At 71.8% G+C, this 22,035-nt stretch carries 20 protein-coding genes; 12 read left to right on the top strand and 8 right to left on the bottom strand.

Going from position 1 to position 22,035, the window contains the following annotated elements:
• Positions 1-50 precede the first annotated feature (50 nt).
• Positions 51-1,649, top strand: a complete 1,599-nt coding sequence (locus QHG49_RS30600; protein WP_301492047.1) for a M1 family metallopeptidase — start codon at positions 51-53, stop codon at positions 1,647-1,649.
• Between the two features lie 229 nt (positions 1,650-1,878).
• Positions 1,879-3,885: an N-acetylmuramoyl-L-alanine amidase gene (locus tag QHG49_RS30595; RefSeq protein ID WP_159699030.1), complete on the top strand. Its 2,007-nt coding sequence runs from the start codon at positions 1,879-1,881 to the stop codon at positions 3,883-3,885.
• A 14-nt stretch (positions 3,886-3,899) separates the two neighbouring features.
• Here the strand turns inward: QHG49_RS30595 and QHG49_RS30590 are convergent, their stop codons facing one another.
• Positions 3,900-4,646, bottom strand: a complete 747-nt coding sequence (locus QHG49_RS30590) for a L,D-transpeptidase family protein (RefSeq protein WP_159699033.1) — start codon at positions 4,644-4,646, stop codon at positions 3,900-3,902.
• A 149-nt stretch (positions 4,647-4,795) separates the two neighbouring features.
• Between QHG49_RS30590 and QHG49_RS30585 the strand changes: the two genes are divergently transcribed.
• From QHG49_RS30585 to QHG49_RS30570, 4 genes are all read left to right on the top strand, one after another.
• A complete protein-coding gene (locus tag QHG49_RS30585; protein ID WP_301492045.1) occupies positions 4,796-6,619 on the top strand; it encodes an ABC transporter ATP-binding protein in 1,824 nt (607 codons plus the stop codon).
• Positions 6,616-8,397: an ABC transporter ATP-binding protein gene (locus QHG49_RS30580; RefSeq protein ID WP_301492043.1), complete on the top strand. Its 1,782-nt coding sequence runs from the start codon at positions 6,616-6,618 to the stop codon at positions 8,395-8,397. The genes QHG49_RS30585 and QHG49_RS30580 overlap by 4 nt, the downstream gene beginning before the upstream one ends.
• A 210-nt stretch (positions 8,398-8,607) precedes the next feature.
• Entirely contained in the window at positions 8,608-9,084 is a 477-nt protein-coding gene (locus tag QHG49_RS30575; protein WP_145486034.1) for a DUF5709 domain-containing protein, read from the top strand.
• 60 nt (positions 9,085-9,144) lie between these two features.
• Complete coding sequence (locus tag QHG49_RS30570; protein ID WP_145486035.1) at positions 9,145-9,405, top strand: type B 50S ribosomal protein L31; 261 nt, start codon at positions 9,145-9,147, stop codon at positions 9,403-9,405.
• A gap of 14 nt (positions 9,406-9,419) precedes the next feature.
• Here QHG49_RS30570 and QHG49_RS30565 read toward each other — a convergent pair whose 3' ends face one another.
• Positions 9,420-10,214, bottom strand: a complete 795-nt coding sequence (locus QHG49_RS30565; protein WP_145486036.1) for a metal-dependent hydrolase — start codon at positions 10,212-10,214, stop codon at positions 9,420-9,422.
• A gap of 145 nt (positions 10,215-10,359) precedes the next feature.
• Between QHG49_RS30565 and QHG49_RS30560 the strand changes: the two genes are divergently transcribed.
• Together QHG49_RS30560 and QHG49_RS30555 are read left to right on the top strand one after the other, a co-directional pair.
• The gene (locus tag QHG49_RS30560; RefSeq protein ID WP_167532428.1) at positions 10,360-12,873 is read left to right on the top strand and encodes a DEAD/DEAH box helicase; all 2,514 of its coding nucleotides are present in this window, start codon (positions 10,360-10,362) and stop codon (positions 12,871-12,873) included.
• Between the two features lie 19 nt (positions 12,874-12,892).
• Entirely contained in the window at positions 12,893-13,762 is an 870-nt protein-coding gene (locus tag QHG49_RS30555) for an acyl-CoA thioesterase II (protein ID WP_301492040.1), read from the top strand.
• Positions 13,763-13,792: 30 nt separating this feature from the next.
• Here the strand turns inward: QHG49_RS30555 and QHG49_RS30550 are convergent, their stop codons facing one another.
• Together QHG49_RS30550 and QHG49_RS30545 are read right to left on the bottom strand one after the other, a co-directional pair.
• A complete protein-coding gene (locus tag QHG49_RS30550) occupies positions 13,793-14,935 on the bottom strand; it encodes a DUF6397 family protein (RefSeq protein WP_370530523.1) in 1,143 nt (380 codons plus the stop codon).
• A gap of 138 nt (positions 14,936-15,073) precedes the next feature.
• Entirely contained in the window at positions 15,074-15,487 is a 414-nt protein-coding gene (locus QHG49_RS30545; RefSeq protein WP_145486039.1) for a roadblock/LC7 domain-containing protein, read from the bottom strand.
• 92 nt (positions 15,488-15,579) lie between these two features.
• On the opposite strand from QHG49_RS30545, the gene QHG49_RS30540 reads away from it, so the two are divergent.
• Together QHG49_RS30540 and QHG49_RS30535 are read left to right on the top strand one after the other, a co-directional pair.
• Positions 15,580-16,008, top strand: a complete 429-nt coding sequence (locus QHG49_RS30540) for a PPOX class F420-dependent oxidoreductase (protein WP_301492039.1) — start codon at positions 15,580-15,582, stop codon at positions 16,006-16,008.
• A 128-nt stretch (positions 16,009-16,136) separates the two neighbouring features.
• A complete protein-coding gene (locus QHG49_RS30535; RefSeq protein WP_301492038.1) occupies positions 16,137-16,736 on the top strand; it encodes a class I SAM-dependent methyltransferase in 600 nt (199 codons plus the stop codon).
• A 4-nt stretch (positions 16,737-16,740) separates the two neighbouring features.
• Here the strand turns inward: QHG49_RS30535 and QHG49_RS30530 are convergent, their stop codons facing one another.
• Complete coding sequence (locus QHG49_RS30530) at positions 16,741-17,496, bottom strand: alpha/beta fold hydrolase (protein ID WP_301492037.1); 756 nt, start codon at positions 17,494-17,496, stop codon at positions 16,741-16,743.
• Positions 17,497-17,612: 116 nt separating this feature from the next.
• Here QHG49_RS30530 and QHG49_RS30525 point away from each other — a divergent pair, with 116 nt between their 5' ends.
• A complete protein-coding gene (locus tag QHG49_RS30525) occupies positions 17,613-18,140 on the top strand; it encodes a PadR family transcriptional regulator (RefSeq protein WP_159699054.1) in 528 nt (175 codons plus the stop codon).
• Here the strand turns inward: QHG49_RS30525 and QHG49_RS30520 are convergent.
• The gene (locus QHG49_RS30520) at positions 18,123-19,022 is read right to left on the bottom strand and encodes an oxygenase MpaB family protein (protein ID WP_301492035.1); all 900 of its coding nucleotides are present in this window, start codon (positions 19,020-19,022) and stop codon (positions 18,123-18,125) included. The genes QHG49_RS30525 and QHG49_RS30520 overlap by 18 nt on opposite strands.
• 290 nt (positions 19,023-19,312) lie before the next feature.
• On the opposite strand from QHG49_RS30520, the gene QHG49_RS30515 reads away from it, so the two are divergent.
• Entirely contained in the window at positions 19,313-20,182 is an 870-nt protein-coding gene (locus tag QHG49_RS30515; RefSeq protein ID WP_145486045.1) for a hypothetical protein, read from the top strand.
• Between the two features lie 23 nt (positions 20,183-20,205).
• Here the strand turns inward: QHG49_RS30515 and QHG49_RS30510 are convergent, their stop codons facing one another.
• Together QHG49_RS30510 and xylA are read right to left on the bottom strand one after the other, a co-directional pair.
• Positions 20,206-20,391, bottom strand: a complete 186-nt coding sequence (locus QHG49_RS30510; protein ID WP_145486046.1) for a hypothetical protein — start codon at positions 20,389-20,391, stop codon at positions 20,206-20,208.
• Positions 20,392-20,686: 295 nt separating this feature from the next.
• Entirely contained in the window at positions 20,687-21,853 is a 1,167-nt protein-coding gene (gene xylA, locus QHG49_RS30505; protein WP_301492033.1) for a xylose isomerase, read from the bottom strand.
• Positions 21,854-22,035: the final 182 nt, after the last annotated feature.

Here is a 22,035-nt window from a genome sequence, read left to right as displayed (position 1 = left end):
CCTGACGAGCATTTAGTGCTATAAGCGGATCATGCTGGCATAGTGCGTTCATGGAGATCATGTCCGCAGGCAGCCCGGCGGGATCCCCGAGTCAGGGGCCGGGGAAGGCGCGCGGCACGAGACGCCCCCGCCGCACGGCTCTCGCCCTCACCGGCGCCCTCACCCTCACCGGCGCCGTTCTCTGCTACGACCTGCTCCCGCGCGGGGGCCACGGCCCGGCCGCGCCCGGCCCGGCAGCCGCACCGGGGCGCACCGCCGCCTCGGGCCCGGCGGGAGGCGCACCCCCGTCCCCCGGTGCCCCCGGCATCGGCGACCCCCTGATGCCGCTGGCCGGAAACGGCGGCTACACGGTCCGCCGTTACACGCTGGACTTCGACTGGCGAGCGCCCCGGACGCCGTTCGAGGCGGGCGCCACCATCAGCGCCGCCGCCACCCAGGCCCTGTCCCGCTTCGACCTCGACTTCGCGGGCAACGCACTGCACCGGGTCACGGTCGACGGCGTCCCGGCCGGGTTCGTCCGCGACGGCGACGAACTCGTCGTCACCCCGGTTCGGCCGATCCCGCGCGGCCGTGCCTTCACCGTCCAGGTCGCCTACACCGCCGACCCCACCCAGCAGCGCCACCGCGACGACGCGATCCGGGACTACGGCTGGGTGCCCACACCCGACGGCACCGTGGTCTGCGCCCAGCCCGACGGCGCCAAGATGATCTTCCCGGCGGACGACCATCCGAGCCTGCGCGCACCGGTCACCTTTCATGTCACCACCCCCGCGGACATCGGCGCGGTGGCCAACGGACGCCTCGTCAGCACGACGGCGCGGCCCGGCGGCCGTGTCGAACGGACCTACGACTCCGAGCAGCCGATCGCGGCGCAGCTGGTCCAGCTGGCGATCGGCAGGTTCCGCGTCGTCAACAGCAGCGGGCCGCGCGGGCTGCCGGTGCGCGACGTGGTCCCGGACGACCTGGTCGGCGACACCGAGGAGTACCGCTCGCTCACCCCGGAGCATCTGGCCTGGCTCGAACAGCGGCTCGGACCGTATCCGTTCCGCCGCTACGGCGTGCTGGTCGGGGACACCGAGCTGCCGGTGGCACTGGAGACCCAGTCGCTGTCCGTCGTACCGAAGGACGATCTGCTCGGCGACCGGGTCGACGCCGAACGTAATCTCGTGCACGAGCTGACACACCATTGGACCGGCGACAGCGTCGCCATCAGGCGCTGGTCCGACCTGTGGCTGAGCGAGGGTCACGCCCGTTTCTACGAGCGGCTGTACTCCGACTCGCACGGCGGCGTCAGCCTGGACGACGCGATGCGCGACGCCTACGCGCAGCACGACCAGTGGCGCCACGACGACGGCGCGCCAGCAGAACCCGGCGCCGACACGCTGTTCAAGGTGATGCGCTACGACGGCTCCGCCCTGGTGCTGTACGCCCTGCGGGAGAAGGTCGGCGCCACGGTCTTCGAGCGGATCGAGAAGTCCTGGGTGAGCACCTACCGGGGCCGCGCGGCCGGCACCCGGGACTTCATCGACCTCGCCTCCCTGGTCGCGGAACAGGACCTGAGACCCTTTCTGACCGCCTGGCTCTACGGGCCGCACACCCCGCCCATGCCGGGCCACCCCGACTGGCGGGTCGACCCGGTCGAGGACTGACCCCGGATGCCCTGCGTCACCGTCCCGTACGGGCGGCCGCGCTGACGGGCCGTCGGAGCACAGCCGCTGCCGCCGACCGGGTGGCCTCTGCCGGGCCGCTGGTCCACCCCGGTGACGGTTGGCGCGACGGGACACGCGGGGCACGGAAACGTACAAGGGGTGGTTGTCAGGGGCAACTCCTTTGTCCTGGCTGCGAAGAGCGCGATGAACATGTTTGGAGACCCGTGCCATGAAAAGACCCACCGCCCCACGTGTCCCCAACGGCCGCGTGTGCCGCCGGACCGCTTGCGCCATCGGAGCGGCGGCCCTGCTGGCGCCCCTGCTGCTCACCCCGCTGACCGACGACGACGCGCCCGAACAGCGCCTCCAGGTCGCCTTCACCGATGCCGCCCACGACTTCCATGTGCCGCGCAGTGTGCTGATGAGCGTCTCCTATGTACAGACCCGCTGGGACGCCCACCCGGGCTCCCCGAGCGTCGCGGGCGGCTACGGTCCGATGCATCTGGTGGACACCAGCCGGTTCCCGGCCGCCTCGCCCACCCCGGGCGTCCAGGGCGGTGGCGCGCTCCAGCCCAGCGCGGGCGCGGCGGGGGCGCCCGCCGCGCGGCCGGACGGTGTCCTGGCCGGCCGGTCCGTGAAGCCGGCGGACCTCCAGCGGGCCGCCCGCTTGACCGACGCCCCGGCCGGGCGGCTGCGCACGGACGCCACCGCCAATGTGCGCGGTGGCGCCGCCCTGCTGGCGGCCACCCAGCAGCAGCTGGGCAAGCCCTTGAGCAACGATCCCGCGGACTGGTGGGAGACGGTGGAACGTTTCCCCGGCACTCCTGACGTCACCTCGGCCGCGACCTACGCGAACGACGTCTTCTCGGTGATCCGCAAGGGCGCCCACCGCACCACCGCCGAGGGCCAGGAGGTCTCCCTGCCCGCAAGCCCCTCCGTACGCCCCCACACCGTCCGCACGGAGAAGCCCCAGCACGCCAAGGGGACGGAGTGCCCGGCCGAGGTGTCCTGCGACTGGCTCGCGGCGCCGTACGTGGAGATCGACGACGACGGCGACTACGGCAACCACGACCTCGCCGACCGGCCCCGCGACCAGAAGATCGAGTACATCGTCATCCACGACACCGAGGCCAAGCTGTCGAGCATGTTCCAGACGGTCCAGGACCCCACCGAGGCGTCCTGGCACTACTCGATCCGCTCCAGCGACGGCCACGTCACCCAGCACGTCCAGACCAAGGACGAGGCGTGGCACTCCGGCAACCAGTACGTCAACGCCCGCTCCATCGGCATCGAGCACGAGGGCTTCCTCCGGCAGCCCGGCACCTGGTTCACCGAACAGATGTACAGGACCTCGGCCCGCCTGGTGCGCTACCTGGCCAAGAAGTACGACATCCCGCTCGACCGGCAGCACATCTTCGGCCATGACAACGTGCCCTCACCGACCGGCGACTCCATCCCCGACATGCACGACGACCCGGGCCCCTTCTGGGACTGGCGCCACTACTTCGACCTCCTCGGCGCGCCCCTGAAGGCCACCGCCGGGCCGAACAGCGACATGGTGACGATCCTGCCGGACTACGCCACCCACTCGCCCAGGTTCACGGGCTGCCTCAAGCCCGGGGCGCCGTGCCCGAAGCACGGCTCCAGCGCCGTCCGCATGTACACCCGTCCGGACGAGAAGGCGCCGCTGATCCAGGACCCGGGCCGCCACCCGGACGGCGGGGACTCCACGCTGGACGTCGACGACCTGGGGGCGCGCGCCTCGGCCGGGCAGACCTTCGCCGTCGCGGAGCGCCGGGGCGACTGGACGGCGGTCTGGTACCAGGGCCGCAAGGCCTGGTTCAAGAACCCGAAGCTGCAGGCGACGGCGGTCGGCGCGGCCGGCAGGATGGTGACGCCCAAGGAGGGTCTGGAGGAGATCCCGGTCTTCGGCCGCGCCCTGCCCGAGGAGGACGCCTACCCGGAGGGCATGGAGGGGGAGCCCGAGGCGCCGCTCCCCTACCACTTCCGCGCGGGCCAGCGGTACGTCACCGAGGGCACCATCGACAGTTCCTTCGTGCCGCGCTCGGCCTTCGTCGACAGCCCCGAGCCGGTGGTCAGGGGCGACGAGACCTACTACCAGATCCAGTTCGACCACCGGATCGCCTACGTCCGCTCCAGCGATGTGGACGTGATCGGCTCGGCCGTCACGGCGGGGCCGTCGTCGGCGCCCCAGGGCGGCCCGACGGGCAACTGACCTTCCGGCGGCCGTCAGGCGCCGAGATCCGCCCGGTCCCCCATCACCACGACGGGGTGCCGGGCCGGGTCGAGCGTGCGCAGCAGCGTCTCCATGGCGCTCTTCGGCATGCTCACACAGGCCGAGGTGCCGCTCCCGTGGTCCAGGTGCAGCCAGATCCCGCCGCCCTTGGCCGCGCCCAAGGGGCGTGCGGTATCGCGGGGCGGGGTGCCCGGTACGCGGTTGTAGTCGATGGCGATGACGTAACCGAAGTCGTGCTGGTACGCCTTGGGCCACTCTTTCGGGGACGCGTAGGCGTAGGTGTTGTGGTCGTACGGCAGCTTGGTCCCCGGGTCGGCGAACGTACCGCCCGCGGCGGACAGCGTGAACACACCCACCGGGCTGCGCTTGTCGTCCTCGTGGTGGTCGAGGGTCCAGCCGCGCCGCCCGTTGTGCGCCGCCCAGCTGCCCTCCCGGTGCCAGCCGCCGCCCCGCCGCGCATAGAGCACCACTTCGGACTCGGCGGAGTTGCGGCCCTTGCCGTAGACGGCCACGATCTGGCGGGACTGTGCGGGTATCCGTGCGTACAGACGTCTGCCGACGCCCGGGACGCGGGCCGGGTCGGGGGCGGGCGCGGAGCCGGAGGCGGTCGACGCGGCCGGGCCGTGGTGGCCGGGCGCGGTGCCGGACGAGGCGGTGCCGCAGGCCGAAAGGGTCGTCAGGAGCAGGGTGGCGAGGGCTGCCGCCCAGCGCGTCGAGCGCCGCACACTGTCTATATGCACCCGGCCATGCTGACACGACGCCCGATCGACGCGAAAACCGTTTGAAATTCCCGAGTCCGCGAAGCGACCCTTTCACGGCTTGTCCCGGGCCGCCGCCACCCCAGGCAGCCGCCGTTCCCTGACACGCTGTCACGAGCCATCTGGACATCATGCAGATTCACGACCTTCCCTATCCCGACCCCGGCGTGCCCGACGCGCGCTCGGGGCCCCGATTCCTGTGGTGGCTCTGGCGCAACCAGCTGGGTGGCCAGCTCAAGGCGCTGGCCTGGGGCCTGCTCCACTTCGTCGCCGTGTCCGCGCTGCCCTTCTGCGTCGGCTTCGCCGTACAGGCCGTCGTGGACCGGTCCGGCACCCGGCTGACCCTGACGGGCGCTCTGATTCTGCTGTGCGGCACGGCCATGGCGGTGGGCGACACCTTTCTGCACCGCGCCGCCGTCACCAACTGGATCACCGCCGCCGCCCGTGTCCAGCAGCTCCTCGCCCGCAAGGCCGCCGAACTCGGCTCGGCGCTCACCCGGCGGGTGGCGGCCGGCGAGGTGGTCGCCGTGTCCACGGGAGACGTGGAGAAGATCGGCTGGTTCGTGGAGGCGGTGTCCCGCTTCACCGCCGCCGCGGTGACGGTGGTCGTCGTCTGTGCCGGCCTCCTCGTCTACCAGCCCGCGCTCGGCACGGTCGTCGCCGCCGGTCTCCCCGTCGTGGCCCTCGCCGTGCTGCCGCTGCTGCCGCGCGCCACCCGCCGCGCCGACGTACAGCGCGAGAAGGCGGGCCGCGCCACCGAGCTGGCCTCGGACACCGTCGCCGGACTGCGGGTGCTGCGCGGCATCGGCGGCGAGGAACTCTTCCTCGACCGCTACCGCCACGCCTCCCAGGAGGTGCGGCACGCGGCCGTGCGCAGCGCCCGTATGTGGTCGCTGATCTCGGCCGTACAGGTGCTGCTGCCGGGCCTGCTGCTGATCGCGGTCGTCTGGTACGGCGTCCATCTGGTCCGCGAGGGCCGTATCGCCGTCGGTGAACTGGTCACCGTCTACAGCTCGGTGATGGTCCTCAGCTACCCCCTGCAGCACTTCGAAGAGATCGCGATGTCCTACTCCTTCTCCCGCCCGTCGGCCAAGCGCGCCGCGCGGGTGCTGTCGTTGCAACGGTCGGCTGCGGACGAACCCGCGCGCGACACGGCGGGCGGCGACCGGGCGGAGGTGCCCCGGGGCGATCTGTACGACCCCGCCACCGGGCTGACCGCTGCGTCCGGGCGGCTCACCGCGGTGGTGTGCGGCGACCCGGACGCGGCCGGGCGGCTCGCGGAACGGCTCGGCGGCCACCCCACGAAACCGGGCCGCTCGGTGCTGCTCGGCGGGACACCCCTGGACGAACTCCCCCTGGACCTCGCCCGGACCGCCGTCCTCGTCCAGGACAAGGACCCGGTGCTGCTCTCCGGCACCCTGCGCGAACTCCTCGACGTGCCCGCGTCCGGCGCCGTCACGGCCGCCGACGCGCTCGCGGCCGCGCGATGCGAGGACGTCCTGGACGCCCTGGTGCAGGGCTCCCTGGACGCCACCGACCCGATGGACGCCCGGATCACCGAGCGCGGACGGTCCCTGTCCGGCGGCCAGCGCCAACGGCTCGCCCTGGCCCGGTCGCTGGTCACCGACCCGGAGGTGCTGGTGCTGGACGAGCCGACCTCCGCGGTCGACTCGCACACCGAGGCCCGCGTCGCGGACGGCCTGCGCCGGCTGCGCTCGGGGCGCACGACGGTGGTGTTCACCTCCTCGCCGCTGCTCCTGGACCGCGCCGACAGGGTGGTGCTGGTCCACGCGGACGAGGTCATGGCGACCGGCACACACCGGGAGCTGTTCGAGGGCGAGCCCCGGTACCGGGCCGTGGTGACACGGGAGACGGACGACGAACCGGCCGGCGCCGCCGAGGGCGCTCTGCTGGACGCCCTCGGGGAGCTGGCAGAGATCGAGGAGAGCGCATGATCGGCGTCGCACCACCGGCCGACGACCCGGCGGCCCCGACGACCGCCACCACCCTGCCCGTCGGCACCGCCGCGACCGTACGGGCCTACGTCGCCGAGCTGTTTCGCCGGCACCGCACCGCCTTCCTGCTGCTGATCACCGTGAACACAGTGGCCGTGATCGCCTCCATGGCCGGTCCGTACCTGCTCGGCGACCTGGTCCAGCGGCTGTCGGACGGCGAACGGGAGCTTCATCTCGGCCTCACCACCGGCCTGTTCCTGCTGGCGCTCGCCGTACAGGCGGTGTTCGTCCGGCAGGTGCGGCTGCGCGGCGCCATGCTCGGCGAACGGATGCTCGCCGACCTGCGCGAGGACTTCCTCGTCCGCTCGGTCGGGCTGCCGCCCGGCGTGCTGGAACGGGCGGGCACCGGCGACCTGCTCTCCCGTATCACCACCGACATCGACCGGCTGGCCAACGCCATGCGCGAGGCCGTACCGCAGCTCGCGATCGGTGTCGTATGGGCCCTGCTGCTGCTCGGCGGGCTGGTGGTGACGGCCCCGCCGCTCGCGGCCGCCGTGCTGCTCGCCGTGCCGGTGCTGGTGGCCGGGTGCCGCTGGTACTTCAAGCGGGCACCCGCCGGCTACCGCTCGGAGGCCGCCGGGTACGCGGCCGTCGCCGCCGCGCTCGCCGAGACCGTGGACGCGGGCCACACCATCGAGGCGCACCGTCTGGGCGCCCGCCGCGTCGCCCTGTCCGAGCAGCGGATCAGATCCTGGACCGCGTGGGAGAGGTACACCCTCTGGCTGCGGTCCGTGCTGTTCCCGACTGTCAACGCCACCCATGTCATCGTGCTCGCCTCGGTCCTGATGGTGGGCGGCACGCTCGTCCTGCACGGCTGGCTCGGGGTGGGCCGGCTGATCACGGGCGCGCTCGTGGCCCAGATGCTCGTCGACCCGGTGAACCTGATCCTGCGCTGGTACGACGAGGTGCAGGTGGCCCAGGTGTCGCTCGCCCGCCTCGTCGGGGTCCGGGAGATCGAACCGGGCGCCGGGGACGCGTCGGTGGCGCCCGAGGGGCGGGATGTGCACGCCGACGGGGTGCGCTTCGGCTACCGGGAGGGCGTCGACGTGCTGCGCGAGGTGTCCCTCAAGGTCGCGCCGGGCACCCGGCTCGCCCTGGTCGGCCCCTCGGGTGCTGGCAAGTCCACCCTGGGCCGGCTGATCGCCGGGATCTACACGCCCCGGGGCGGCCGGGTCACCCTCGGCGGGGCCGAGCTGTCCCGGATGCCCGCGGAACGCGTCCGCTCGCACGTCGCCCTGGTCAACCAGGAGCATCACGTCTTCGTCGGCTCCCTGAGGGACAACCTCCTGCTGGCCCGCGTCGGTGCCGACGACGCGGAGCTGTGGGCGGCCCTGGGTGCCGTGGACGCCGACGGCTGGGCCCGGGCGCTGGACGAGGGCCTGGACACCGAGGTCGGATCCGGCGGGCTGACGCTGACCCCGGCGCAGGCCCAGCAGATCGCGCTGGCCCGGCTGGTGCTGGCCGATCCGCACACGCTGGTCCTGGACGAGGCGACCTCGCTCCTGGACCCGCGCGCGGCCCGTCATCTGGAGCGGTCCCTGGCCCGGGTCCTGGACGGCCGCACGGTCGTCGCCATCGCCCACCGGCTGCACACCGCCCACGACGCCGATGTGATCGCCGTGGTGGAGAGCGGCCGGATCAGCGAGCTGGGCAGTCATGACGACCTGGTCGCTGCGGGCGGCGCGTACGCGGCCCTGTGGCGGTCCTGGCACGGCTGAGCGTCCGCCCCGGGCGGCTCCCTCGGGGGCTGCCCGGGCGCCGTGCCGTTGCGCGGTGCCGAGCAGCAGTGGAAGGCTGGAGAACGGCACCGGCTCGGGTTTCGCCCGGGAACCTCCCGGTCCGCGCCGTGCGACATCCGTGCCGCGTGTGCCGACGGCCCGCCGCCCGCTTGGGCGGTATCCGGCCGTCCTCACCACCTGGAGGTAGTCGTGGACAGCGCCGACAGCTGGGGGGACGACGTCTACCAGCCCGATCCCGATCCCTCGGAGGTCCGGGAGGACTCGGGGGTGCTCGACGTCGAGGACACTCTGGACTTCGACGGTGTCGACGATCCCCTCGACCGCGGCTGGTCCCCTCCGGAGCGCCCCTGGGCGGTGGAACACGACGGCGTGACCGCGGCGGAGCGCGCGGCGGGCGAGACCCTCGATCAGCGCCTCGCCGAGGAGATGCCCGACCGGGAGGTCCCCGACGGCGACGGCATCGGTGATTGCGAGGGCACCGACGGGGAACTCCTCGACAACGAGGTCGGCGATCTGCGCTCCGGCCGCCTGGTGGCACCCGACGAGGGGGCGCACGAGGACGAGGAGGCCGCACTTGTGGCCAGCGACGTCGGCATCGACGGCGCCGCCGCCTCCGCCGAGGAGGCCGCGATGCACATCGTGGACGAGGACTCCGTCTCCGGTTGACTCCCGGGCCCCGGCCGTCCCGTCCGCGCCCTGCCCGACCGCCCCGCACAAGGAGCCGCCATGCAGCAGGACAAGCACCCCGACTACCACGCCGTGGTCTTCCGCGACCGCGCCGCCGGCTACGCGTTCCTGACCCGGTCCACCGCGCGGAGCGAGCAGACCATCGACTGGGACGACGGTGAGTCCTACCCGGTGATCGACGTGGAGATCTCCTCGGAGAGCCACCCCTTCTACACGGGCAAGGCCCGTCAGGTCGACACGGAGGGTCGCATCGCCCGTTTCGAGCGCCGCTACGGCGAGGCGGGCGGCGACGCCACCTGATCCGGCGGGCGGCCTCAGATCACGTTGAGGGCCGCCGCACAGCCCACGCCGCCGAGCACCATGAACAGGGGCATGAGCACCTTCAGCTCGACCCAGCTGCCCGCCCGGAACCGGATCGCCTTCGGCGGGCCCACCGGGTACCAGCGCTTGCGGCCCAGCGGGATCGGCCACAGGATCGGGCAGCCCGAGACGGTCAGCGCGTCCCCGATGTCGTGCACCAGCGCGCCCAGCACGATCGGCAGCCCCAGCCACAGGTACTGCTGACCGGGCTCGGTGAACAGCCAGTCCGAGCCGTTGCCGGGCTTGTCGAGTATGCCCGCCAGGATCCACGCCGAGGCCGCCGCCAGCAGCCAGACCAGTATGTCGCTGCTGGAGCCCCGGGCCGCCCGCCACAGCAGGCCCTCGATCGCCAGCACCATGTGCACGAACAGGATCGCCAGCACCGCCCAGCGGCCCCCGGTGATCGCCGCCGCCGAGGCGCCCGCGCCGATCAGGACCGCCCACACCCAGGTGTGCGTCAGCGTGCGGTGGCCGCCGGAGCGGCGCGGGTCGCCCTTCATCCTGGTCGCCTTGTAGACGGCGTAGGACAGCTTGTCCACGATCTCGCAGAGCCAGCGCGATATCGGCCCGAAGGCGTGCGAGATGGTGGCGGCCTTGTGGTCGAGGTCGGGTGCGAGCGCGGCGCCCGCGCAGATCAGGGCGCCGACCAGCAGGACCGGCCAGGGCATCGGGTGCCCGGCCGCGGCGGCGGCCGCCCCGACGCCGAGCCAGGCCGCGGCCCCCGACAGTGAGTGTGCTGGTCCCATCATGGCCGCTTCCCGCCCCATTCCTCATATACCGCTGTCCAGTTGACACGGTGCGTTGACGCTCCGTCGGCGACACAGCGTAGCTGCCATGATCTTCCCGGCCCCAGCCGATTCCCCGATCGGGGAGGAGGGCAGGCAAGATGGGAGGGTGACCCTCATCGATCAGCTGCCGCCGACCGCCGACCCCGACGCCCTGTACGAAGCCTTCGAGTCGTGGGCCCAGGAGCGCGGCCTCACCCTCTACCCCCACCAGGAAGAGGCGCTGATCGAAGCGGTGTCCGGGGCGAACGTGATCGTCTCCACGCCCACCGGCTCCGGCAAGAGCATGATCGCCGCGGGCGCGCACTTCGCGGCGCTGGCCCGGGACGAGGTCACCTTCTACACGGCGCCGATCAAGGCCCTGGTGTCGGAGAAGTTCTTCGAGCTGTGCAAGCTGTTCGGCACCGAGAACGTCGGCATGCTCACCGGCGACGCCTCCGTGAACGCCGACGCCCCCGTGATCTGCTGCACCGCCGAGGTGCTGGCCTCGATCGCGTTGCGTGACGGCAAGGACGCGGACGTGGGCCAGGTCGTCATGGACGAGTTCCACTTCTACGCGGAGGGCGACCGCGGCTGGGCCTGGCAGATTCCGCTGCTCGAACTGCCCCAGGCGCAGTTCATCCTGATGTCGGCCACTTTGGGCGATGTGTCGTTCTTCGAGAAGGACCTCGCCCGCCGCACCGGCCGCCCGACCGCGGTGGTCCGCTCGGCGACCCGTCCGGTGCCGCTCTCCTACGAGTACAAGCTGACCCCGCTCACCGAGACGCTCACCGAGCTGCTGGAGACCAAGCAGGCGCCGGTGTACATCGTCCACTTCACCCAAGCGCAGGCCGTGGAGCGGGCCCAGGCGCTGATGAGCATCAACATGTGCTCGCGCGAGGAGAAGGACCAGATCGCCGAGCTGATCGGCAACTTCCGCTTCACCACCAAGTTCGGCCGCAACCTCTCCCGCTACGTCCGGCACGGCATCGGCGTGCACCACGCCGGCATGCTGCCCAAGTACCGGCGGCTGGTGGAGAAGCTCGCCCAGGCCGGTCTGCTGAAGGTCATCTGCGGCACGGACACCCTCGGCGTCGGTGTCAATGTTCCCATCCGCACCGTGCTGTTCACCGCGCTGACCAAGTACGACGGCAGCCGGGTGCGGACCCTGCGGGCGCGCGAGTTCCATCAGATCGCGGGCCGGGCCGGGCGGGCCGGGTTCGACACGGCGGGCCTCGTCGTCGCCCAGGCGCCGGAGCACGTCATCGAGAACGAGAAGGCGCTGGCGAAGGCGGGCGACGACCCGAAGAAGCGGCGCAAGGTGGTGCGCAAGAAGGCGCCGGAGGGCTTCGTCGCCTGGACGGAGAACACCTTCCAGAAGCTGATCGACTCGGATCCGGAGCCGCTGACGTCCCGTTTCCGGGTGACGCACACCATGCTGCTGTCGGTGATCGCCCGGCCGGGCAACGCCTTCGAGGCGATGCGCCATCTCCTGGAGGACAACCACGAGCCGCGCAAGCAGCAGCTGCGGCACATCCGCCGGGCGATCGCGATCTACCGGTCGCTGCTCGACGGCGGCATCGTGGAGAAGCTCGACAAGCCCGACGCCGAGGGGCGCATCGTGCGGCTCACGGTCGACCTCCAGCAGGACTTCGCGCTCAACCAGCCGCTGTCCACCTTCGCCCTCGCCTCCTTCGAACTCCTCGACCCCGAGTCGCCGTCCTACGCTCTCGACATGGTCTCCGTGGTCGAGTCCACGCTGGACGACCCGCGGCAGATCCTCGTCGCCCAGCAGAACAAGGCGCGCGGCGAGGCGGTGGCCGCGATGAAGGCCGACGGCGTCGAGTACGAGGAGCGCATGGAGCGCCTCCAGGACGTCACCTACCCGAAGCCGCTGGAAGAGCTGCTCTTCCACGCCTACAACACCTACCGCAAGAGCCACCCCTGGGTCGGCGACCACCCGCTGTCGCCGAAGTCGGTCGTCCGCGACATGTACGAGCGGGCGCTGTCCTTCACCGAGCTGGTGTCCTTCTACGAGCTGGCCCGCACCGAGGGCATCGTGCTGCGCTACCTCGCCAGCGCCTACAAGACCCTCGACCACACCATCCCGGACGACCTGAAGTCCGAGGACCTCCAGGACCTGATCGAGTGGCTCGGCGAGATGGTGCGCCAGGTGGACTCCAGTCTTCTGGACGAGTGGGAGCAGCTGGCGAACCCCGAGGTGATGACCGCCGAGCAGGCCCAGGAGAAGGCCGACGAGGTCAAGCCCGTCACCACCAACGCGCGCGCCTTCCGGGTACTGGTCCGCAACGCGCTGTTCCGCCGTGTGGAGCTGGCCGCGCTGGACCAGGTCGAGGAACTGGGCGAGATGGACGCCGAGTCCGGCTGGGACGCCGATGCCTGGGGCGAGGCGATGGACAAGTACTGGGACGAGTACGAGGATCTCGGCACCGGCCCCGACGCACGCGGTCCCAAGCTGCTCGTCATCAAGGAGGAGCCGCAGAACGGCCTGTGGCGGGTCCGCCAGATCTTCGACGACCCGAACGACGACCACGACTGGGGCATCAGTGCGGAGGTCGACCTCGCGGCCTCGGACGCCGAGGGCCGTGCGGTCGTCCGCGTCACCGACGTCGGCCAGCTGTGAGCACAGGAGAATCCCACCCATGACGACGAACCCGGCCGAGAGACTGGTCGATCTGCTCGATCTGGAGCAGATCGAGGTCAACATCTTCCGTGGCCGAAGCCCGCAGGAGTCCCTCCAGCGGGTCTTCGGCGGCCAGGTCGCGGGCCAGGCCCTGGTCGCCGCCGGCCGCACCACGGACGGCGACCGCCCGGTGCACTCGCTGCACGCGTATTTCCTGCGCCCGGGCCGTCCGGGCGGGCCGATCGTGTACCAGGTGGAGCGGATCCGCGACGGGCGCTCCTTCACCACGCGCCGCGTCACCGCGGTGCAGCAGGGCCGCACGATCTTCAATCTGACCGCCTCCTTTCACAAGCCTGAGGAAGGACCGTTCGAACACCAGCTGCCGCCCGCCCGCGAGCTGACGCACCCCGAGTCGCTGCCGACGGTGGCCGAGGAGATACGCAAGCATCTGGGCACGCTGCCAGAGCAGTTGGAGCGGATGGCGCGCCGTCAGCCCTTCGACCTCCGGTACGCCGACCCGCTGCGCTGGACCGACGACGAGGTCAAGGGCGCCGAGCCGCGCAGCGCGGTGTGGATGCGCGCGGTCGGTCCCCTGGGCGACGACCCGCTGGTCCACACCTGCGCGCTGACCTACGCCAGCGACATGACGCTCCTGGACGCGGTGCGCATCCCCATCGAACCGCTGTGGGGCCGCCGGAGCTTCGACATGGCCTCGCTGGACCACGCCATGTGGTTCCACCGGCCGTTCCGCGCCGACGAGTGGTTCCTGTACGACCAGGAGTCGCCGATCGCCACCGGCGGACGTGGTCTTGCCCGCGGGCGGATCTACGACATCGAGGGTCGGCTGCTCGTCTCGGTCGTCCAGGAGGGACTGTTCAGGTCCCTGTAGCGGACCGCCGGGCGGCTCGACCGCGGGCGCTCAGACCTCTGCGGGCCGAGAGGTTCCGCGTCGCAGCAAGGCGCGCAGACGGCGGGTGGAGCGTGGCGGCGTGGACCCGGTTCCGGGGAAGCGGGGCACGGGGGCCGGAGCGGGCCGTACCCGCGACGCGTGCCGCCGCTCGGGCGCCCGTCCGCCGGGGATTCGGCGCGGCTCGACGGCCCGCACCAGCGGCTTAGCCGCTCGCGTCGTCGGTTCGGTCGTGTCCGCCGTCGATTCGTCCGTGGTCTTGTTCGGCCCCACGGACGTCGGCATCGGTTCCACCGGTGCCGTGACCGTGCGCGCCATCGGCGGGATCGGCCGTGCCGTCGGAGGCGCCGCCGGCCCGGTGCGCCGGACGGCCGGGCGCGGCGCCGGTGACAGGGCCCGTGCCTCCTCGACCGAGTGCGCGAGGTCGCTGCGCAGCCACTCGATCTCGTCCGCGTCCTGCGCAGTCGTGATCCGCTCGGCGACATGGGCGAACGACGTCCCGGCCAGGGCCTGGCCGGGCAGCGCGGGCCGCAACCGGTTCACCCAGGCGCGCTCGTACGGATCCTCGACGACGTCGGCGACCTCGACGGGCGCGAGCAGGGCGGCGAGGGCCCCGGCTCGGGCCCATGGGTCCTCGGCCTGTCGTAGCAGACTTCCCAGTTGCCGCATGCGCCAGTTGCGGGCACGCAGGTCCACGCCCTCCGCGAGCTGGCCGCGCAGCGTCTCGGGGGTGCGGCCCTTGAGGAGCCGCGTGTTCTCGGTGGCGGCCGCGAAGTGCTTCAGTTCCTCGGTGAGGTAGAGCCAGACCACGGCGCCGTACCGGTTGACGTAGACCTTCGCGGGGACGAGCAGGCCCAGGCGGGCGAGCCGGGTGAAGCGTCCGGCGGAGATGTCCATCAGCTCGGCGCCGTCGGTGGTGCCCACGACGCGCACCCGGTCGCGGAGCGTGTCCGGGAAGCCGTCCTGCGCCCGGAGCCGGTCGATCTCCGCGCGCTCCACCAGTCGGCCCCCTCCCCCGCCCTCGTCGGGCACGGTCCGCACATGGCCGAGCTGGACGGCGAGGTCGAACTCGCCCCGCAGGATGCCCAGTTCACGAGCGGCTCGGCTCGGCGTGCAGGTGTCGGGGCGGACTGGTTCGACGGTGTGTGCCGACATGGTCGTAACTCCTCGTGGAGTCGGTGGCTCACGCCTCGTGCGATCGCCGTGCACACACCGTAGCCGGATCGGCGCATCGCGTGGCCGGCCTGTGGATAACTTCGTGGAGCTTCGAGAATTCGCAGGTCAGAGGTCTGGTCAGAGGTCTGTGTTCGGTGATCGCTCGGGTTTACGGGCGTCGACTCCGAGATGTTCGCCGACCCGGTTCACGAGCAGGGTCATCTCGTACGCTATCTGCCCGATGTCGGCCTCCGCCCCGCTGAGCACGCACAGGCAGCTGCCGGCGCCGGCCGCGGTCACGAACAGCACGGCGTCGTCGTACTCGATCATCGTCTGGCGCACCGCGCCCGCGCCGAAGTGGCGTCCCGAGCCCTTCGCCAGGCTGTGCAGTCCGGATGCCACGGCTGCGAGGTGTTCGGCGTCCTCGCGGCGCAGCCCGGTGCTCGCGCCGGTGACCAGTCCGTCGTTGGACAGGATCAGCGCGTGCCGTACATCGTCCACACGTTCCGTCAGATCGTCCAGGAGCCAGCCGAGTCCCTGGTTCTGCGCCATCTCCGTCTCCCCGTGTGATCTCTCCCCCCTGGCCGGAGGAACCCTCCGCAAGCCTTCCCCACGTGCGGCGTGCGGGCAAGCAGGATGGGCGCATGGCACAGAAGATGACCGACGAGGAATGGCGGGCGTTCGTCTCAAAAGGCACCCGCACCGGCAAACTGTCCACCGTTCGCGCCGATGGGAGCCCGCATGTGGCTCCGGTCTGGTTCCTGCTGGACGGGGACGAACTGGTCCTTCTCACCGGCCGGGACACCGTGAAAGGGCGCAATCTCGTCCGTGACGGGCGTGTCGCCCTGTGTGTGGACGACGAGCGGCCGCCGTTCCATTTCGTGGTGCTCAGCGGTCGCGTCCGGCTGTCCGAGGATCCGGCGGAACTGCGTCACTGGGCGGCGCGGGTCGCCGCCCGGTACATGGGCGAGGACCGCGCCGAGGAGTTCGGCGCCCGCAACGGCGTTCCCGGTGAGCTGCTGGTACGCGTCCCCGTCGAAGAGGTGGTGGCGATCCGGGATCTGGCGTCCTGAGCGTCGGCCCGGACCGGCCGAGATCCGCGGTGCGCCCGCCACCGCACGGAACACGAGAGGCGCCGGGACGCAAGAGGCACTGGGACGCGGGAAGCACCGGGCCGCGGAATCAGGGCATCATGCGGGTCATGAGCGACGACCACGCACATGTCCGGGAGTTCTTCACCGCGCGGGCCGCCGGCTGGGACAGCAAGTTTCCCGGCGACGGCCCCGCCTACGAAGCCGCCGTGACCGACCTCGGGCTGCGGGCGGGCGACCGCGTGCTGGACGCGGGCTGCGGAACGGGGCGTGCGCTGCCCCCGCTGCGGGCGGCCGTGGGCCCCACCGGCGTGGTGCTCGGCGCCGATCTGACCCCGGCGATGCTCGCGGCCGCCGCAGCGGCGGGCCGGAACCGGGAGGGGGCGCTGCTGCTCTCGGACGTGGCCGCCCTGCCGCTGCGCTCGGCGTGCCTGGACGCGGTGTTCGCGGCGGGGCTGATCGCCCATCTGCCGCGCCCGGTGGAGAACCTGCGGGAGCTCGCCCGGGTGGTACGGCCCGGCGGGCGGCTCGCCCTGTTCCATCCCATCGGCCGCGCGGCCCTGGCGGCGCGGCAGGGCCGGCAGATCACGCCGGAGGATCTGCGGGCCGAGCGCAACCTCCGCCCTCTGCTGTCCCGTTCGGGGTGGCGCATGACGTCGTACGTCGATGAGGACACCCGTTTCCTCGCCCTCGCCGTGCGCGAGGGCTGAAAGATCAGATGTTTGCGGCGACGGCGGCCGCGAAGGCGTCGGGGTTGTCGAACATGACGTTGTGCCCGGCGCCGGGCACCGTCAGCACCCGTACGCCGGCCGCCTCCAGCCGCTCCCGGTCGTCGAGCTCACCGCTCTTCTCCCCCTGGAGGTAGACCCGGTCGATGTCCAGGCCCTCCAGGATCGTGCGCATCACGGGGTCGGAGCCGCGTCGCAGGCCGACGGCGCTGCGGTGCAGGGCACGCGGATCCGCCAGCCGCATGGTGGCCGCCCACAGCGGACCGACGGCCGCCAGGACGCGCGCGTACGCGTCCTCGACGAACTCGTCCTCCTCGTAGGCGGCGATCGCGCTGCTGCCCGCCGTCAGCGGTGGGAACGCGTCCAGGTTGGCCTCGGAGAGCACCAGCCGGGAGACGAGTTCGGGCCGCCGGTGCGCGAGCACGATGGCGACGGCACCGCCCATGCTGTGCGCGATCAGTTCGGCGCCGCCGGCCCCGGCCGCATCCAGCGCGGCCGCGACCGCGTCGGCGTGCTCCTCCAGCGTGTACCCGAAGCTCCGGGGCCGGTCGCTGAGGCCATGACCGGGCAAATCCATGAACAGGCTGCGCCTGCCAGCGAGTTCGGGGCGGGCCGCGATGTGGGCGTGATAGGGCGCGGACATCGACCCCAGCCCGTGGAGGTAGACCCGGGCGGGCTCCGCCCCCGACACCTCGGTCCAGCGGATCCGGCTTCCCTCGCCATCGAATACGGCCTGCTGCACAGCACCCTCCCTATGGGCCTCGATCATCACCTCGAACATACATCGGTAACGAGGTATTACGTCAACGCAGTATCGACGGATCGCTGTACAGCGTCGCCGTACGGAAGAATGCGGGCATGCTCGAACTCGCCATCCTGGGATTCCTGTACGAGGCCCCGCTGCACGGATACGTCCTGCGCCGTCACATCGCGGCGCTCACCGGGCATGTGAGGCCCGTCGCGGAGAGCACGCTGTACCCGGCGATCAAGCGTCTGGAGAAGGCCGGGCTGCTGGTGCGGGCCACCGAGCCGGGTGCCGTGGCCGCACCGCGTCATGTGCTGCGGCTGACCGAGGAGGGGCGGCGGGAGCTGAGGCGCCGGCTCGCCGAACCCGGGCAGCGCGAGATCACCGACGAGAACCAGTGGTTCGTCCTGCTCGCCTTTCTGCGCCACCTCGCGGACCCCGCCGCCCAGGCGGCTGTGCTGAACAGGCGGCTCGCCTTCCTGGAGAAGCCGACGAGCTTCTTCTACGACGGCGACCGGCCGGTCCGGGCCGAGGAAGTGGACGACCCCTTCCGGCAGGGGATCCTCACCATCGCGCGTGCCACGAGCCGGGCCGAACTCGGCTGGCTGCGCGACACCCTCGCATCACTCGACGGCGTCTGAGGTGTCCAGGTGCCGCACCGGGCAGCCGCCCAGTCCCGGGACCGGGCGGGTGCCGAGGTCGGCCACGCGGTAGCCGTTCGGGTAGCCCTTGATCTCCCGGTTCTGGCGCGCGAAGTGGGGTGCGCGGCGCGGCGGCAGCAGCCGTACCACCCGGCCGCGCGCCCGGACGGCGCGGCGCACCAGGGCGACGGCGGTCGCACCGGGCCGCTCGTAGCGGAACGCGTTCAGCAGCGGCTCGTCGAGCAGCGCGAGCACACCGGTGCGCAGCAGGGGTGCCAGGGGGCGTGGGTACCAGGACGCCATCAGGTCGAGGGTGGCGTCCGAGACCTGTCGGCCCCCTTCGTCCCAGCCGAAGTTCGCCTCCTCGTAGGTGTCGAGGAGGGTTTCGAACTCTTCGTAGGTCCTGGGGAGATCGGGGATGCCCAGGTGCCGGCCGAGGGTGCGGTAGTACTCGGTGGCGGCGACGATCTCGTGCCGGGACAGCCGGCGCCAGCCGTAGGTGTCGATCCAGCGCTTGGGCACCACGACGAAGGTGCTGAGCACATACCGCATGTCGTCGTCGCTGATGTCGTAGCTGCGGTGCATCTGGTTGATGCGGCGGATCGCCGTGCGCCCCTGTTCGGCGGCGAAGCCGTGCTCCACGACGGTGTCGAGGAGCAGCGCGGTGTCGTCGTACCGCTTCTGGGTGCGGTCGGTCAGCTCGGCGGTGCGCGCGAGGAGACGGCCGATGCTCGGGACGGCGTAGGTGCGGTACAGGGCCAGTTCGAGGGCGCGTGTGTAGTCCCAGGGGAATTCGTAGACGGCGCTGAGCCGGTAGATCTCCGGGGCGTCCGCCACCGGGTCCAGCCGACGGATCCGCTCCAGCCGTTCGAAGCGCTTCACCGCGTCGTCCCCCTTCTGTCGTCGGAGGCCAACTCTATGTGGAGTACGGGGAGATGAACCATCACCGATCTCCCCATTTCGGAAGAAGGGCGGGCGCCCTTGTCCGGTGGGTTCCGCGTCTTCCGTGGCCCCGGGTGGGGGGGCGGTCTGGGGAAGTCCCGTGGAGGCCGTGGTCGTTTCGCCCCTGTCCAGGGGGAAAGTTGCAGGTCCGCGTGGTGTGCGGAGTCGTGACAAGGGCCTTCCGTCCGCATTAGGGTGCGCGCGATTGGACAAGCCACTGGGAGGCAGGGATGGCCGGGACGGACGATGGGGCCGTCGCCGCCGCGGACGATGCGCTGTATGTGCTGACGGCGGTGCTGCTGACGCCGGCGCAGTTCCCGAGCGTGCTGGGCGACGACTATCCGGAGGCGTGCGCGACGCTGGGGCTCGCGCCCCGCGCCGACGGGTACGGCCTGGTGCTCGGGCAGGACGGCGACGGGGCCCGCTGGACGGTCGTGATCGACGATGTCTCGCTGGTCGCGGTGGCGATCGCGTCCTGGGACTGCGGCCTGGAGTACGAACTGTCGCCGGAGGAGCATGCGATCGTGACCGCGCTGCCGGGTTGGCCGCTGGCGGTCGCCGTGGCGGCTCCCGGTGTTCCCGCGCCGCACGATCCCGCTCCCGAGACGGGCGAGCGGCCGCCGCTGTGTCCGCCGGACACCGGCATCTGGGGCCCGGCTCAGCGGCGCCTGGGTGCCGACGAGATAGCGGCACAGTGGGCGGCCTGGCGGCAGCAGATCAGCGACGACGAGTTCGCCGTACCCGGTGGCCGGGCCCCCGCCGCCGGGCCCCCGGCGCGGCCCGAGGAGAGCGACAAGGGATCCGAGAGCGCCGCCGAACCGCCGAAGGGCGGGCACCAGGGGATCCGGCGGGTGCTCGCGGAGGCCCGCGCCTACGTCGACTCACCGCCGCCGCTGGGACGGGTGCGCTCCACCTTCGCCCCCGGTGACGCCCGCACGCTGCGTGCGGACGGCCCCGGCTGGTCGATGGTGGCACGCACCGACGACATCGCCTTCGTCCTGCTCGACGAAGAGCCCGGTGAGGTCCTGCCGGTCGGCCGCGGCCCGGAACTGCCCGGACTGCTGGACGCCCTCGACAGGATGGCCGTACGACCCCTGTGATCAGCGGCGGCGCGGTGTCCGTCTCAGCGGCCGATTTCCTTGCGGCTGAGCCTGCGGAGCCTGCGCCGCTGGGACGGATCCAGCGCCAGGTAGCCGGCGACCGGGATTCCGATCACGACCAGGAGCACCACCCACAGGGGCAGCCCCAGGAGCAGCAGTACCAGGCCGACCGCCACACCCCCTACGGCGATCTTCGCGTTTCTCGACATGAGCGTCGCCTCCTTCAACGGCCACTGCCGTTCTCTGCTGTGAGAACGGCCGCCCGCTTCCTGCGGTTCCGGGCCTTGCCCCTGAGACATCCCTGATGTGTACCCCTAGTGGGCCGCTTCCGCCGACCGGGTGGCGGCCACGGAGCGTGGCGGAGCGATCCAGGTCACGGCGTCAGCATAAGGGGGCCACCGCGACGACGTCCGTGCCGTGCGCGACGGAGGGGCCGGGGCCCACGGCTTGCCTACGCGCCGCGCTCCCCGGCCCTCTTCCGTCAGCGCCTCGCGCTCGTGACCGTCAGCCGCGCGCACCCAGCAGGTGGTCCATCGCCAGCTGGTCGAGGTGCTCGAACGCCATGCCGCGCGCGGCGGCGGCCTCGACGTCGAACTCCTCGAACGCGGTGCGGTCGGCGAGCAGGGCGTCCAGGCCGTCGGCGGCGGTCGGGTGCGCCAGCTGGTCCAGGCGTGCGGCGCGCAGCGCCTCCCGCACCTCCGGGTCGGCGCGGAAGGCGGCCGCGCGGTCCTTGAGGATCAGGTAGTTGCGCATGCAGCCGGCGGCCGAGGCCCATACGCCGTCGAAGTTTTCGGTGCGCGGCGGCTTGAAGTCGAAGTGCCGCGGGCCCTCGTAACCGGCGCTCTCCAGGAGGTCGACCAGCCAGAACGCCGCCCGTAGGTCGCCGGCGCCGAACCGCAGGTCCTGGTCGTACTTGATGCCGGACTGCCCGTTGAGATCGATGTGGAAGAGCTTGCCCGCCCACAGGGCCTGCGCGATGCCGTGCGGGAAGTTCAGGCCGGCCATCTGCTCGTGGCCGACCTCCGGGTTGACGCCGTACAGCTCCGGGCGCTCCAGGCGCTCGATGAAGGCCAGGGCGTGGCCGACGGTGGGCAGCAGGATGTCGCCGCGGGGCTCGTTGGGCTTGGGCTCGATGGCGAAGCGGAGGTCGTAGCCCTGGGCGGTGACGTACTCACCGAGGAGGTCGAACGCCTCCTTCATGCGGTCGAGGGCGTCCCGCACGTCCTTGGCGCCACCGGACTCGGCGCCCTCACGGCCGCCCCAGGCGACATACGTCCTGGCGCCCAGCTCGGCCGCCAGGTCGATGTTGCGGATCGTCTTGCGCAGCGCGTACCGGCGTACGTCGCGGTCGTTGGCGGTGAAGCCGCCGTCCTTGAAGACGGGGTGGGTGAAGAGGTTCGTGGTGGCCATGGGCACCGTCATGCCGGTGGCGTCCAGGGCCTGGCGGAACCGCTTGATGTGCGACTCGCGCTCGGTGTCGGAGGACCCGAAGGGGATCAGGTCGTCGTCGTGGAAGGTCACTCCGTAGGCGCCCAGCTCGGCCAGGCGCCGCACCGTGTCGACCGGGTCGAGGGCGGGACGGGTGGCGTCGCCGAACGGGTCCCTTCCCTGCCAGCCGACGGTCCACAGACCGAAGGTGAACCTGTCCTCGGGGGTGGGCTGGAAGCTCATGGCGCGGCTCCTTGTTCCATACGACTATTTCGTCATGGCCGTTTACAAATTAGTATGCGACCACGTCTCTGGGAAGAGACAAGGTGTCCTGGACCACAAGGTGTCTTCGGCAGATGTCCACGGGCGCCCTCGGGGGGTGTCCCCGGGAGCGCCCCACAGCACATCCCGCTGAGCCGCGGAAG

The sequence above is a fragment of the Streptomyces sp. WP-1 genome (genome assembly GCF_030450125.1).
In the GTDB taxonomy this organism is placed as follows: domain Bacteria; phylum Actinomycetota; class Actinomycetes; order Streptomycetales; family Streptomycetaceae; genus Streptomyces; species Streptomyces incarnatus.
The sequence above is the reverse complement of the archived record's forward strand: the minus strand, read 5'-3'. Positions and strand labels throughout refer to the sequence as shown.

Bases quoted from the DNA above. Each gene is read 5' to 3' on its own strand.
- QHG49_RS30600 (WP_301492047.1), top strand. From the start codon at position 51: ATGGAGATCATGTCCGCAGGCAGCCCGGCGGGATCCCCGAGTCAGGGG.
- QHG49_RS30595 (WP_159699030.1), top strand. From the start codon at position 1,879: ATGAAAAGACCCACCGCCCCACGTGTCCCCAACGGCCGCGTGTGCCGC.
- QHG49_RS30585 (WP_301492045.1), top strand. From the start codon at position 4,796: ATGCAGATTCACGACCTTCCCTATCCCGACCCCGGCGTGCCCGACGCG.
- QHG49_RS30580 (WP_301492043.1), top strand. From the start codon at position 6,616: ATGATCGGCGTCGCACCACCGGCCGACGACCCGGCGGCCCCGACGACC.
- QHG49_RS30570 (WP_145486035.1), top strand. From the start codon at position 9,145: ATGCAGCAGGACAAGCACCCCGACTACCACGCCGTGGTCTTCCGCGAC.
- QHG49_RS30565 (WP_145486036.1), bottom strand. From the start codon at position 10,214: ATGATGGGACCAGCACACTCACTGTCGGGGGCCGCGGCCTGGCTCGGC.
- QHG49_RS30555 (WP_301492040.1), top strand. From the start codon at position 12,893: ATGACGACGAACCCGGCCGAGAGACTGGTCGATCTGCTCGATCTGGAG.
- QHG49_RS30550 (WP_370530523.1), bottom strand. From the start codon at position 14,935: ATGTCGGCACACACCGTCGAACCAGTCCGCCCCGACACCTGCACGCCG.
- QHG49_RS30545 (WP_145486039.1), bottom strand. From the start codon at position 15,487: ATGGCGCAGAACCAGGGACTCGGCTGGCTCCTGGACGATCTGACGGAA.
- QHG49_RS30540 (WP_301492039.1), top strand. From the start codon at position 15,580: ATGGCACAGAAGATGACCGACGAGGAATGGCGGGCGTTCGTCTCAAAA.
- QHG49_RS30535 (WP_301492038.1), top strand. From the start codon at position 16,137: ATGAGCGACGACCACGCACATGTCCGGGAGTTCTTCACCGCGCGGGCC.
- QHG49_RS30525 (WP_159699054.1), top strand. From the start codon at position 17,613: ATGCTCGAACTCGCCATCCTGGGATTCCTGTACGAGGCCCCGCTGCAC.
- QHG49_RS30515 (WP_145486045.1), top strand. From the start codon at position 19,313: ATGGCCGGGACGGACGATGGGGCCGTCGCCGCCGCGGACGATGCGCTG.
- QHG49_RS30510 (WP_145486046.1), bottom strand. From the start codon at position 20,391: ATGTCGAGAAACGCGAAGATCGCCGTAGGGGGTGTGGCGGTCGGCCTG.
- xylA (WP_301492033.1), bottom strand. From the start codon at position 21,853: ATGAGCTTCCAGCCCACCCCCGAGGACAGGTTCACCTTCGGTCTGTGG.